At 64.2% G+C, this 13,259-nt stretch carries 13 protein-coding genes; 5 read left to right on the top strand and 8 right to left on the bottom strand.

The genetic code is table 11. The features are described 5' to 3' along the window. Positions 1–3: 3 nt before the first annotated feature. Positions 4–1,029, bottom strand: coding sequence for an ABC transporter permease (locus QQK18_RS01320; RefSeq protein ID WP_284338471.1), 1,026 nt, complete (start codon positions 1,027–1,029; stop codon positions 4–6). Next, positions 1,010–2,551 (bottom strand): sugar ABC transporter ATP-binding protein, encoded by a 1,542-nt coding sequence (locus tag QQK18_RS01315; protein WP_284338470.1) that lies wholly within the window; start codon positions 2,549–2,551, stop codon positions 1,010–1,012. Before QQK18_RS01315 ends, QQK18_RS01320 begins: the two co-directional genes overlap by 20 nt. 292 nt (positions 2,552–2,843) lie before the next feature. Between QQK18_RS01315 and QQK18_RS01310 the strand changes: the two genes are divergently transcribed. The 3 genes from QQK18_RS01310 to QQK18_RS01300 all read left to right on the top strand — a co-directional run bounded on the left by QQK18_RS01310 (position 2,844) and on the right by QQK18_RS01300 (position 5,959). After that, the gene (locus tag QQK18_RS01310) at positions 2,844–3,872 is read left to right on the top strand and encodes a LacI family DNA-binding transcriptional regulator (protein WP_284338469.1); all 1,029 of its coding nucleotides are present in this window, start codon (positions 2,844–2,846) and stop codon (positions 3,870–3,872) included. 100 nt (positions 3,873–3,972) lie between these two features. Continuing rightward, the gene (locus tag QQK18_RS01305; protein ID WP_284338468.1) at positions 3,973–5,196 is read left to right on the top strand and encodes a glycosyltransferase family 2 protein; all 1,224 of its coding nucleotides are present in this window, start codon (positions 3,973–3,975) and stop codon (positions 5,194–5,196) included. 13 nt (positions 5,197–5,209) lie between these two features. After that, entirely contained in the window at positions 5,210–5,959 is a 750-nt protein-coding gene (locus QQK18_RS01300) for a TSUP family transporter (protein ID WP_284338467.1), read from the top strand. Here the strand turns inward: QQK18_RS01300 and QQK18_RS27485 are convergent. The 5 genes from QQK18_RS27485 to QQK18_RS01280 all read right to left on the bottom strand — a co-directional run bounded on the left by QQK18_RS27485 (position 5,910) and on the right by QQK18_RS01280 (position 9,635). Continuing rightward, the gene (locus tag QQK18_RS27485; RefSeq protein WP_379994638.1) at positions 5,910–6,101 is read right to left on the bottom strand and encodes a peptidoglycan-binding domain-containing protein; all 192 of its coding nucleotides are present in this window, start codon (positions 6,099–6,101) and stop codon (positions 5,910–5,912) included. The two genes, QQK18_RS01300 and QQK18_RS27485, sit on opposite strands and share 50 nt — an antisense overlap. A gap of 33 nt (positions 6,102–6,134) precedes the next feature. After that, entirely contained in the window at positions 6,135–6,911 is a 777-nt protein-coding gene (locus tag QQK18_RS01295) for a sulfite exporter TauE/SafE family protein (protein WP_284338466.1), read from the bottom strand. Between the two features lie 164 nt (positions 6,912–7,075). Then, the gene (locus QQK18_RS01290) at positions 7,076–7,483 is read right to left on the bottom strand and encodes an eCIS core domain-containing protein (RefSeq protein WP_284338465.1); all 408 of its coding nucleotides are present in this window, start codon (positions 7,481–7,483) and stop codon (positions 7,076–7,078) included. Positions 7,484–7,647: 164 nt separating this feature from the next. Beyond that, on the bottom strand, positions 7,648–9,288 hold the full coding sequence (gene groL / locus QQK18_RS01285; protein WP_284338464.1) for a chaperonin GroEL: 1,641 nt from the start codon (positions 9,286–9,288) through the stop codon (positions 7,648–7,650). Positions 9,289–9,344: 56 nt separating this feature from the next. Next, a complete protein-coding gene (locus QQK18_RS01280; RefSeq protein ID WP_284338463.1) occupies positions 9,345–9,635 on the bottom strand; it encodes a co-chaperone GroES in 291 nt (96 codons plus the stop codon). 234 nt (positions 9,636–9,869) lie between these two features. Between QQK18_RS01280 and QQK18_RS01275 the strand changes: the two genes are divergently transcribed. Then, positions 9,870–10,229 (top strand): DUF427 domain-containing protein, encoded by a 360-nt coding sequence (locus tag QQK18_RS01275; protein WP_284338462.1) that lies wholly within the window; start codon positions 9,870–9,872, stop codon positions 10,227–10,229. 396 nt (positions 10,230–10,625) lie between these two features. Next, positions 10,626–11,540: a DMT family transporter gene (locus tag QQK18_RS01270; protein WP_284338461.1), complete on the top strand. Its 915-nt coding sequence runs from the start codon at positions 10,626–10,628 to the stop codon at positions 11,538–11,540. A 128-nt stretch (positions 11,541–11,668) separates the two neighbouring features. Here QQK18_RS01270 and QQK18_RS01265 read toward each other — a convergent pair whose 3' ends face one another. Further along, a complete protein-coding gene (locus QQK18_RS01265; protein WP_284338738.1) occupies positions 11,669–13,099 on the bottom strand; it encodes a sigma-54-dependent transcriptional regulator in 1,431 nt (476 codons plus the stop codon). Positions 13,100–13,259: the final 160 nt, after the last annotated feature.

Raw genomic sequence — 13,259 nt, 5'->3', positions numbered from 1 at the left:
AATTCATTCGGCCTTGCGCCGGCGCTGGAACGAGCCGCGCTGCAGATAGACCGCTACCACGATGATCACCCCCTGAACCGCGCCGTTGAGGTAGTTGGAGATGATATCGGTGAGGTTGAGGATGTTGCCGATCGCGGTCAGGATCAGCGCACCGACCACCGTGCCGCCGATCCGTCCGAACCCGCCCTTCAGCACAGTGCCGCCGATGATCACGGCCGCGATCGCCTCCAGTTCCCACAGCACGCCCGTCGCCGAGGAGGCCGAGCCGAGCCGCGGCACGTAGATGATGGTGGCGAGCGATACGCAAAGGCCTTGCAGCACGTAGGTGATGGTTTTGATGCGGTCGACTTTGATTGCCGAATAGCGCGCCACCGCCTCGTTGGAGCCGATCGCCATGCAGTAGCGCCCGAAGGCTGTGCGGTTCATCAACACCCAGCCGACGATGGCAACGAAGATGAAAACCCAGACGGGGATGGGGATGCGCAGGAACGATTCGTAATAGACCGGCCGGTAGACCTCGCGCGCCGACGAATCGAGCGAGAGCGTGCCGCCATTGGCGAAATAGGTGATGAGCGAGCGGTAGATGCCCATCGTACCGAGCGTCACGATGAACGCCTCGATCTTGCCCTTGGTTGTCAGGAACCCGTTGATGAAGCCGGCCCCGAGCCCGAGGATTACGCTGCAGCCGCAGCCGAGCAGCACCGTCCATACGCTCACCCCCATCGTGTCGACCGCCGCGTTCATCACCAGGATCATCATGCCGGCGATGAAGGCGGCCATTGAGCCGACCGAGAGGTCTATGCCGCCCGCCGTGATGACGAAGGTCGCGCCGACCGCGATGATGCCGATGAAGGCCGATCGGGTGAGAATGTTGGCGATGTTTCCTTCGCTGGCAAAGGCCGGGTTGAGCGCGAACCCGATTGCGCAGAGCACGATCAGCGCGACCAGCGGACCGGCGGTCTTGAGATCGAATTTGAAGCCCGCCAGACCTTTGCGGGTCTTGGCCCTGTCATGCGCTGAGACGCTCATTTGCCCCACCCTGTTTGAGCCCCGCCGCGTACCGCATGATCTCGGCTTCGGCGATTTCTGCGCCCTCGAGAACGCCGGCGATGCGGCCCTCGCGCATCACCACCACCCGGTGCGCCATCCCGATCACTTCCTGCATCTCCGATGAAATGACGATGATCGATTTGCCCTCCGACGCGAGCGCGGCGATGATGTGATAGATCTGCTGCTTGGTGCCGACGTCGATGCCGCGTGTCGGCTCATCGATGATGATGATCTCGGGTTCGGCCTCCATCATCTTGCCCAGCATCAGCTTCTGCTGGTTGCCGCCCGAAAGCTGCCCCACCTTGACCGCGGGATCACGCGCGCGGATGTCGAAGCGCCGCACGGCGCGCTCCAGCGCTTCGGTCTCGCTCTTGTCGTCGAGGAACGGGCCTTTGTAGTGTCGCTTGAGGGTCAGGAGCGTCAGGTTGTCCTTGAGGTTGGCGCTGAGCAGCAGGCCTTTGCCCTTGCGGTCCTTGGTCATATAGGCGATCCCGGCCGCGACCGATTGCGAGACGTCGCTGAACCGCACGGGCTTGCCCTCGTGCAGGATTTCACCGCTTTCGATAGGCGAGAGCCCGACGATCGCCTCGGCAACGGCCGTGCGGCCGGACCCGATAAGGCCGGCAAAGCCGAGGATCTCGCCGCGCCTCAATGCGAAGCTGACATCGCGCACGCCCGGCGCCGAAAGGTTGCGCACCGCGAGCACGGTGTCGGCGTCGACATCAGCCTCGTGCTTGGGCGGATAGAGATTGGAGAGTTCGCGCCCGACCATCATCTGCGCAATGGAATCGGGCGTCAGCGCCTCGGTGCCGACGGTAGCGATCAGTTGTCCATCGCGCAGGACCGTTACCCGGTCGGCCAGCCGCATCACCTCGTCGAGCTTGTGCGAGATGAAGATGATGGCGACGCCCTTGGCCTTGAGCCGGTCGACCTGCTCGAAGAATGTCTTGGTCTCAGCTGCCGAAAGCACGGCCGTCGGCTCGTCCATGATGAGGATGCGCGCGTCCCGGCTGATGGCCTTGGCGATCTCGACCATCTGCTTGTCGGCAACCGACAGCGTGCTGATGCGCGCCTCTGGATCGATGTGCACGTGGAGCGTGTCGAGAATGCGCGCGGCTTCGTCGCGCATTTGCCTCAGCTTGAGGAACGGCCCCTGCTTCAACTCGCGCCCGAGAAAGATTGAATCGGCGACGGTCAGATGCTCGGCAAGGTTGAGTTCCTGGTGGATGACGACGATGCCGAGCTTGCCGGCCTGTCCATCTGGCGGCAGCTCGATCGGCTGCCCGTCGAGCTCGACATGTCCCGAGCTCGGTTGCTCGAGGCCGGAAAGGATCTTGATGAGAGTCGATTTGCCCGCACCGTTTTCACCGATGATGGCGTGCACTTCGCCGGGCCGGATGTCGAAATCGATGCTGAAGAGGACCGGTACTTCCCCGAACGCCTTGCTGATCCGCTTGGCGGCAAGAATGACAGGCGGTGCTGGTTCCCCCTGACCGGCCATCGAAGTCCTCCCGGTGTGGTCGGCTTTGCGCCAACTCGATATTCCTATTGTCTGTTGTGTAAAGGTTTTCACGAAGACTGTAAAGGTTTACATTGGGAGTTGTCTGTATAAACCTGCGCTGGCGGCTCACGCGGTCGTATAGGTCTGCTATGGCGCAGGAAGGGCCGGCTGGCGCCGGTGCTGGAGCGGGATGCGAAAAAGCGGGAACCGGTTTTTCGCGAGAAATCCCGCACAAAGAGTTGGAGCGCGTGATTTGCTCCCGTCAAATCACATCGCGCTCTAGGAGCTAGCGGTGCTGCACAAGAAGATCGCCACGATCGAGGACGTCGCCGCCATCGCCGGGGTTTCGATCGCCACCGTCAGCCGCGCGCTCAACGAACCGACCAAAGTCGCCGATAGCACCCGGCGGCGCGTGTCCGAGGCCATCGCCCAGACCGGCTATACGACCAACGCCATGGCGCGCAACCTGCGCATGCGCCGGTCGAACATGATCCTCATCCTTGCTCCGGACGTCGGCGACCCCAACTTCTCCAATATCCTCGTTGGCCTCGAGACCGAGGCCAGCAAGCGCGGTTACGGCCTCCTCATCGGCAACACGCAGAACGATCCGCTGCGCGAGGCCGACTATCTGCGATTCATCAGCTCCAACCAGGCGGACGGCCTCATCCTTTTAACCGGCCATCTGCCCTATGGTATCGGCGGGGCCGACGCGAGCATGCGCCTGCCGCCGATGGTGGCCGTGGGCGAGCCGGTTGCCAATGCCGACATACCCTATATCGGCGTTGATAATCGCGAGGCGGCGCGCGTTGCCACCGAGCACCTCATCGCGCAGGGGCACCGGCGCATTGCTTTCATCGGCCGCTCGCCTGGCCGGGTGGTCAACGGCCTGCGCGAGCGCGGCTACCGCGCCGCGCTCGAGGGTGCCGGCATCGGTATCGACCCGGCCATGATCATTGACGGCGATAGCACTACCGAAAGCGGGCGTGCTGCGGCCGAATTGATGTTCGTGCGCGATCGTCTGCCGACGGCGTTCTTCTGCGTCAACGACGCCACGGCGCTCGGGGTCATGATCGCCCTCAACGCGCGCCGCTACGATCTGCCGGCCGACTTTTCGGTCATGGGATTCGACGACATTTCGTTCTCGAGCTTCGTCACCCCCGCCCTGACCACAATGAAGCAGCCCCGGCTCAACATCGGCGAACGGGCCATGGACGTCCTCCTCGCTCTGCTCGAAGGCGGTGAGCCGCACGAGCGCGAGGTGCTTTTTCGCGCCGAACTCATCGTGCGCAACTCCGTCAAGGCTCCGCGCACCCGCTTCTGATGGTTGGGAGCGCTGCGGGAGGTGCCTCGCAACCGCATTGCGTCCATTCTCGATTCGCGGCACAAGTCCATTTCAGTTGCGGGGAGGAGCCCGCTGCGCGGTGGAGCCGACGCTGGAACTGACCGTCCTCATGCCCTGCCTCAACGAGGCCGAGACCCTTGCCGGCTGCATCGGCCGTGCCAAGGGGTTTCTTGCACGCACCGGCATCGACGGTGAAGTGCTGGTCGCCGACAACGGATCGACCGATGGTTCGCAGCAGATCGCTCTCGAGGCTGGCGCGCGCCTGGTCGATGTCGACCGCCGCGGCTACGGCGCCGCACTTGCCAGCGGCATTACGGCCGCCAGAGGCCGTTTCGTCATCATGGGCGACGCCGACGCGAGCTATGACTTTGGTGCGCTCGACGCCTTCGTTGCGGCGCTGCGCAGCGGTGCGGGGCTCGTCATGGGCAACCGCTTCAAGGGGGGCATCGCTCCCGGCGCCATGCCCTGGCTCAACCGCTATGTCGGCAATCCAATCCTCACCTTCATCGGGCGTCTCTTCTTCAAGGCGCCGATCGGCGATTTTCACTGCGGGCTGCGCGGCTTCGCGCGCGACGCCATCCGCGACCTCAACTTGCGCACCACCGGCATGGAGTTCGCGTCCGAAATGGTGGTCAAGGCAACGCTCGCGGGCCTGCCGATTGCCGAGGTGCCGACGACGCTCTCGCCGGATGGCCGCACGCGCCGTCCGCACCTCAGGCCGTTTCGCGATGGTTGGCGCCACCTGCGGTTCCTGCTGCTGTTCTCGCCGCGTTGGCTTTTCCTTTATCCGGGTATTGCGCTTCTTGCCGTGGGTCTGGCCGTCGGCATCCCACTCCTCACCGGCCCCCTGCACATCGGCGAGGTGGTGCTTGACCTCCACGCCTTCCTCGTTGCCGCCATGGCCATCATCGTCGGTGTCCAGTCCATCGCGTTTGCCCTCATCGGCCGGCGCTTTGCCACCCGCTACGGCTTCATTCCGCCGTCTGATAGCTACCACCGTCTGCTCGAGGCGCTTTCGCTTGAGCGCATCCTGCTCGTTGCAGTGCTTCTCGTCCTCGTCGGTCTTGTTGCGCTCGGCTGGGGGCTCACCGAGTGGGCACAACGCGACTTCGGCGCCCTCGATCCGGGCTCGACCATGCGCGCCCTGATCCTCGCCATGACCACTCTGGTCGTCGGCCTGCAGTTGATGATGTCCGGCTTCATGTCCTCGATGATCAACATCCCGCTCTACGAACAGCGCGTCACTGACTTCCCGCAGTCCGACGACCAGATCCAACGTCGACGCTACGGCGACAAGAAATAGGCTCCCTGACCAAGTGCTCGACCCCCTGGTTCTTCTCGCGCTCGCCGGCGTCGGCCTGCTTGCCGGTTTTGTAGATGCCGTGGCGGGGGGCGGCGGCATGATCTCGGTACCCGCGCTCCTCTCGGCCGGGCTGCCGCCTGTTGCCGCGCTCGCCACCAACAAGATGCAGTCGGTGATCGGTACAGCCATGGCCGTCCTGACCTATTGGCGGCGCGGCTATATCGATCTGCGCAAGCTCACCCTGGCCATCGTCCTGACCTTCGTCGGGGCTGCCGGCGGTGCTTTCGCCGTCAAGCAGGTCGATACCGCTCTCCTGAACGTCATCGTGCCGGTCGCACTCGTCGCGATCGCCGGTTATTTCGTCTTCGCGCCCAACCTCTCGGATGCCGATCGCACCGCGCGTCTGGCTTTTCCACTCTTCGGCCCGGTCATGGGCTTGCTCATCGGTTTCTACGACGGCGTCTTTGGCCCGGGCACCGGCTCGTTCTTCACCGTTTGTTTCGTCACTCTTTTCGGCTTTGGTCTGACCCGGGCGGCGGGTCACACCAAAGCGCTCAACCTCGTATCCAACTTCGCCGCGCTGCTGGTGTTCATTTTTGCCGGTGACGTCGTCTGGCTGGCCGCTATCGCCATGGCCGTGGGACAGGTCGCTGGCGGCTATATCGGCGCGCGCGCCGGCATCCGGTTCGGTGCGCGTCTCATCCGCCCGTTGGTCATCGTCGTATCGGTGGCCATGGCCCTGCGTTTGCTGATTTCCGGCTAATCGCCGACTGAGCCGAAGCCAGGTCCAGCGCCGCCTGGGTCTGCGGACCGAAGCTGCCGTCTATGCTGCCCTTGTAGCCGTCCGCGGCGAGCAGCCTCTGCAGGGCTCGCCGGATATTGGGCGAGGTGTCGGCGGTCGCCATCTCGCGCAGTCGGCGCCCCTCCAGACGTTGCTGCTAGCCGATGAGCTGCCACGTCTGATAGCCGGCGAGCATGATGACCATAAGGCCGACCACGACCATCAACACCTGCGTGCGCACGTGCCGCACGACGTAACCGGCGACCGGTGCGGCGAGCACTCCGCCGACGATCAGCCCGGCAACGGACGCGGCGTGATCGAGCAGGCCTCCGGCTTCCCGCCAGTGGCCGGTGAGCAGCGCAATGAGAAAGCTCGCTGAAACCGCCGTGGTCACGAAGAATTCGGCGGCGTTGACCGAGCCGATCACATAGCGTGGTCTACCGCCCGACCCCAGGAGCGTCGAGGTGACGATTGGCCCCCATCCGCCCCCGCCCGCCGCGTCCACGAATCCGCCGGCAACGCCGAGCGGCGAGACGAGCAGTCCGTGCGGTTCGAAGTTCGTGCGCGGCTTGCGCAAGGCGCGGTAGAGAATATAGAGCCCCATGACGGTGAGATAGGCCGTCACGTACGGCCGCAGCACCGTCCCGTCGATGCTGGTCAGTACGTAGGCGCCAAGGCACCCGCCAAGGATTCCGGCTGGCACCAGGCGCCAGAACAGGTTCCAGTCGACATTGCGGTGCCCGATATGGCTGGCGGCCGACGCGCCCGTGGTGAACATCTCGGCCGCATGAACGCTCGCCGAGGCATGCGAGGGCGGTACACCGAAGGCCAGGAGGACCGTCGTGCTGATGACGCCATACGCCATCCCCAGCGCTCCATCGACGATTTGAGCGAGAAATCCGACGGCGGCGAACACAAAGAAATCGGGCGGCAAAGTCAATCTCCCTCAGCGACGGCTGAGCCTAGGATAAAGACGACTATTCCAGTAGAGCTTTCTCGGGTTGGATTTTGCGTTCCAACTTCTGCAGGGGAAATCCCGTTCCCTAACGGCTGCACTCACAGGATGATTGAGCTTCGAAGGCAGCAATTGCCTTGCGATCAGATCCGGCCAGCACCTTGTTGAAGTGTATGCGTGATTTCGTGGGCGATGAGTGTGCGCTGCCTAGGCGGTAGCTGTCCGAGTTTTTCTTTGACACGGAGCCAGAGCGGCCATATGCGCAGGGCGGCCGGGTCGTCGGCGACCGCGGCGCTGATGCACGTGAACGTGTTCTGGTAGTCGGACTGGCCAATCCGATGACTGACGTGCGTCACCGCATATTGGCCGCCGAACCGGCTGCCTGTGCCTTGCAGCGTGACCGGGTTTCCCGCCGAAATGTTGGGGTAAGGGATCGGGACGGGGCCCGCTGGCGGTGGCGAGGAACGCGCCGCTCGCCAGAGATTTGCCGCTTCCAAAGGCCCGAGACCGAACAGAATTTCGATCTCTCGTTTGAGCAAGAATGCATTCATCCGCTATGCCTCGATCGAACTGCGAGGAATAGGAGCGGCAGTATAGCCATGTACCGCCTGCCGGGCTAGCCGACATATGGCGAACTGCCAAAACGAAAGGGCGGTCCGCATGGACCGCCCTCCCGTTCGTGACCTTGGGAAAGGTCGGAAGTGTACGTCTGGACTTAGAAGTCCATGCCGCCCATTCCGCCCATACCACCGCCGCCCGGCATCGCGGGAGCAGGCTCTTTCGGCAGCTCGGCGATCATCGATTCGGTGGTGATGAGGAGCGAAGCGACGGAAGCCGCGTCCTGGAGAGCGGTGCGCACGACCTTGACCGGGTCGATGATGCCCATCTGGATGAGGTCGCCATAGACGCTGTTCTGCGCGTCATAGCCGAACTCGAGCGAGGTGTTCTCGAGGATCTTGCCGACGACCACCGAGCCCTCGTCGCCCGCATTGTTGGCGATCTGACGGACCGGCTCCTGCAGCGCGCGGCGCACGATGGCGATACCGGCGTTCTGGTCGGGGTTGGCCCCCTTGACCTGGAGGTCGGAGGCGGCGCGCAGCAGAGCAGTGCCGCCACCCGGGACGATGCCCTCCTCGACAGCGGCGCGGGTCGCATTGAGCGCGTCGTCGACGCGGTCTTTGCGCTCCTTGACCTCGATTTCGGTCGAGCCGCCGACGCGGATCACGGCAACGCCGCCAGCAAGCTTGGCCAGGCGCTCCTGGAGCTTCTCACGGTCGTAGTCCGATGTGGTTTCCTCGATCTGCGCCTTGATCTGGGCGACACGGCCCTGGATGTCTTCCTGGGAGCCGGCACCATCGACGATGGTGGTGTTCTCCTTGGTGATCTCGACGCGCTTGGCGGTGCCGAGCATATCGATGGTGACGTTCTCGAGCTTGATGCCGAGCTCTTCCGAGATCACCTGACCGCCGGTGAGGATGGCGATGTCTTCGAGCATGGCCTTGCGGCGATCACCGAACCCCGGAGCCTTGACGGCTGCGACCTTGAGGCCGCCACGAAGGCGGTTGACGACGAGGGTGGCAAGCGCCTCGCCCTCGATATCCTCGGCCACGATCAGCAGCGGACGCTGGGACTGAACGACCGACTCGAGGATCGGCAGGATGGCCTGCAGGTTCGAGAGCTTCTTTTCGTGCAGGAGGATGATGGGATCCTCGAGGACGGCGGTCATCTTTTCGGCGTTGGTCACGAAATAGGGCGACAGGTACCCGCGATCGAACTGCATGCCCTCGACGACATCGAGCTCGCTCTCGGCGGTCTTGGCTTCCTCGACGGTGATGACACCCTCGTTGCCGACTTTCTGCATGGCTTCCGCGATCATGTCGCCGATCGACTTCTCGCCATTGGCCGAGATCGTGCCGACCTGGGCGACTTCAGCCGAGGAGGTGATCTTCTTGGCGCGAGCCTGGAGATTGCTGACGACTTCCTCGACGGCAAGGTCGATGCCGCGCTTGAGATCCATCGGGTTCATGCCGGCAGCGACGGCCTTGACGCCCTCGTTGACGATGGCCTGGCCGAGAAGGGTGGCGGTGGTGGTGCCGTCGCCGGCGATGTCGTTCGTCTTCGAGGCCACGGCGCGCAGCATCTGGGCGCCCATGTTCTCGAACTTGTCTTCGAGCTCGATCTCCTTGGCGACGGTCACGCCGTCCTTGGTGATGCGCGGTGCGCCGAACGACTTGTCGATGACGACGTTGCGGCCCTTGGGGCCGAGCGTGACCTTGACCGCGTTGGCGAGGATGTTGACGCCGCGCAGCATCTTATCGCGGGCGTCGGTAGAGAATTTGACTTCCTTGGCTGCCATTTGAGGCTCCTTAGAAATGAAGGTTTGAACTTAGGCGAGCGATCGGATCGCCAGTGCTAAGCGGTGATGACGCCCATGATGTCGGATTCCTTCATGATGAGGAGATCCTGGCCATTGAGTTTGACCTCGGTGCCGCTCCACTTGCCGAAGAGCACGCGGTCACCTTCCTTGACGTCGGGCGGGACAATCTTGCCGCTTTCGTCACGGGCGCCCGGGCCGACGGAGACGATCACGCCCTCGGAGGGCTTTTCCTTTGCGGTGTCCGGGATGATGATGCCGCCAGCGGTCTTTTCCTCGCTGTCAACGCGCCGAACGACAACGCGGTCGTGCAGTGGACGGAAGCTCATGTTCGCTCCTTGATGAGACGTGGGTTTTTGCAATCTGGCGCCTTGTTAGCACTCCTGCTGTTTGAGTGCTAACAAGGCTGTGCGGGGATATAGGAGGGGGCGCTGAACGAGTCAAGAACACGTGAGGCAGGTTTTACCGCGGGTTCCATTGCTTACCGCAGGAGCGCCGGCAGGGAACGAAAGCCGCCCTTCGCGCGTCTTGATCTGCAAACCGGATGAACCGATAGGCTCGAAATGACGCCGGATCGCCGCGCAGAAGAATTTTCCATCGCGCCCGTCGAGGGACGGGTCCATATTTTTGTGGACGACGCCGAGGTCATCGACTCCCGCCGTGCGCTCCGGCTCGAACACGCCGACGGCTCCTCACACGTCTACGTACCCATGGACGACATCCGTTCCGACCTGCTGCTCGCAACCGATGACCACCGCCAGACCGCGCTCGGCGAAGTGCACTTCTATACCATCCGCACCGCCACGGCCACCATCGAGAACGCCGCCGAATACGTGAGCGAGGCGGCGGCCGGGGCAGAGCCGCTCTACGACCACGTGCATTTCCTGGAGGGCAGGGTGCGGTGCGAGTTTTCCCCGGCTTGACCGCCCTTTATTGCGTGTTGGCCGGCTTTGACATCCGCATGTCTATGGCCTTAGCACCCTGACATTTTGGAACCCGGCCTGCCGGAAGAGGTCGAGGTAGTCGTCCTCGATCGATGCGCCCACTAAGCACTTGCCCGGTGTGGTGAGGACGTAGGCCCGTCAAAAAAAGCTCCAGGCCGGATATAAACTACGTCGACACGAGCAATCGTCAGCGCCTTTCTGGACAGGCCGACCACAAGGCCTCCGCCGGTCGACAACTCCCAACGCAACTGCTAAGCCCTGACTCGCTCCGGCTCAGTGCCGATACCGCCTCCCACCTCCGGGCCTGCCTTGACCGCCCCCGCGCCGCCATCGCCGCATCCGTCCCAGCCGCCCGTCGAGCGCAAGGCGTCTGTGATGCGCGGCATCGGCCTGAAGGTCGCAGCGGTTGCGGTTTTCGTCGTGATGGCGGGGATGCTGAAGGCCGCGGAAGGCGTGCCGACGGGCGAACTCGTCTTCTTCCGCTCGTTCTTTGCCATTTTCCCAATCGCCCTCTATCTCGGCTGGCGCGGCCAGCTGGTCGAGGGCCTCAAGACTGCCAACCCGTGGGGGCACGTGGTGCGCGGGCTGGTCGGCGTTACGGCCATGACCTGCAACTTCTTCGCGATCGCCCGTCTGCCGCTGCCCGAGGCGACGGCCATCGGCTATGCAACGCCCCTACTGATCGTCGCGCTGAGCGCGCTGCTCCTTAAAGAATTCGTGCGGCTCTATCGCTGGAGTGCGGTGGTCGTCGGGCTCGTGGGCGTCCTCATCATCATGTGGCCGCGCTTGACGCTCCTGTCGGGCGAGGCGCCGGTCGAGGCGGGGGTCACCGCCGGCGCCGTGGCCGCGTTCGGCGGTGCGATCTGCGCCGCCTTCGCGACCCTACAGGTGCGCCGCCTGGTCGCGACCGAGAAGACCGCTACCATTGTCATCTATTTCTCGCTGACCTCCAGCATTCTCGCGCTGCTGACCGTCCCCCTCGGCTGGGTGTGGCCGACGCCGACGCAAGCCGCACTTCTTATCGGGGCCGGCTTTGCCGGTGGCATCGCCCAGATTCTTTTGACCTCGAGCTACCGCCACGCCGACATGTCGATCATCGCGCCTTTCGAATACACTTCGATGCTCTTGGCGATCGCCGTCGGCTATTTCGCCTTCGCCGAGGTGCCGACGGTCCAGATGCTGTTCGGCGGTCTCATTGTCGTCGGCTCGGGCATTTTCGTCATCTGGCGCGAGCGCCGCCTCGGCCTCGATCGAGGTAAGGCCCGCCAGACGATGACCCCGCAGGGATAGGCTTTAGAGCGGGATGCGAAAAAAGCCTGTCCGGGACTTGATCCGGGATGGGAACCGGTTTTTCGCGAAAGATCCCGCGACAACAAAGGCAGAGCGCGCGATTTGATTCAATCAAATCGCTTCGCGCTCTATGCCGCTCCGGCGGTGCCCATTTCCGCCCAGCTCTGCCGCTTGCGGTAGATGGTCGACGGGCTGATCTCGAGGGCGGCAGCGGCAAGTGAGATGTTGCCATTGAACGAGGCGATGGCGTCCTCGATGATGCGCTGCTCCTGCTGCCACATGGGCAGCACCGGGCGTCGTTCGCGCGGCACCGGCGCCGTCTCGATGACCGCCTCGCGTGATTCGATGTCGGCGGCCCGCAGCATTTCCGCATCGATCTGTCCGCCGTCGAACATCACCACCAGGCGCCGTGTGAGGTTCTGCAGCTGCCGCACGTTTCCAGGCCAGTCGCGTGCCAGCATCGCGGCTGCGGCCTCCGCCGAAAAGCCGGAAAACTGCTTGCGTTCCTCGCGCGCGAACGTCTCGAGGAAGTGGCGCGCCAGCGCCATGATGTCGGCCGGGCGCTGGCGGAGCGGCGGCAGATGGATCGGCAGCACGTGCAGCCGATAGAAGAGATCCTCGCGGAAGGTCTTGTCCGCGATCATCTGCATGGGGTTGCGGTTGGTGGCGCAGATCACCCGGGCATCGATCTTGCGCGTCCCCGATTCGCCGACCCGGCTCATCATGCCGGTCTGCAGGAAGCGCAGGAGCTTGGATTGCAGCGACAGGTCCATCTCGCCGATCTCGTCGAGAAAGAGCGTGCCCCCGTCCGCGAGCTCGGCCGCACCCTTACGGTCCTCGTGGGCGCCCGTATAGGCGCCGCGCACCACCCCGAAAAGCTCGCTTTCCATCAGGTCACGCGGGATCGCCGCGCAGTTGACGGCGATGAACGCCTTCTCGGCGCGTGGCCCCCTGGCGTGCAGCGCCTCGGCGGCGACCTCCTTGCCCGTGCCGCTCTCGCCGGTGATGAACACCGGCGCCGACGACGGCGCGATACGCTCGATCTGCTCGTAGACGAACTGCATGGCGCTCGACGCGCCCACGAACCCGGCAAAGCCGGTGACGCCCGCCTGCGGACGGGCCTCGATGGCGATGGCGCGCGTCTTGCCGTGCCGCTCGGCCAGTTCCCCGATGCGGGTGGCCAGGGCCGGTCCGTTGATGGGCTTGGCCACATAGTCGTGGGCGCCTGCCTGCATCGCTGCCACCGCCGCCGACACCGAGGCGCCATCCGACAGCGCCACCATCAGTGCGCCGCGCGCCAGCTTCACGAGGCGCGCGACCGCATCCTCGGTCGCCTCGGCGAGGTCAGCCAGGCTCGCAAGGTCGGCCAGGACCACGTCGAAGTCGCCGGCCCTCAGCGTCTCGGCCGCCTGCCGGCCACCGCCGACGGCGGTCATCTCCGGGGCCGAGACCAGGCACTCGGCGAGCGTTGCCGCCAGAACCCTCGCGCTCGATGCGTCCCGGTCGACCAGCAGCAGTCTGCCTTGCGTGAGCGTCGCCGAACCGCCTGCCGTCACCATCAAGCCCAAATCCTCGTCCGAAATCCCGCGTGTCCGTGCCCCGTGGGCTCGGCTGCGCGACGATGATCTTGTCGATTTAGGGTAAATAAAGCGTTTTCCTCGGTGCCGAACCAGGCTCCCGCGCTTTTGCCCGTCCCCTCGCAATGGTATGACGAACTGG

It is taken from the genome of Devosia nitrariae, assembly GCF_030160115.1.
Lineage (GTDB): Bacteria > Pseudomonadota > Alphaproteobacteria > Rhizobiales > Devosiaceae > Devosia > Devosia nitrariae.
Note: the sequence above shows the minus strand (reverse complement) of the source record. Positions and strands in the feature narration are given on the sequence as shown.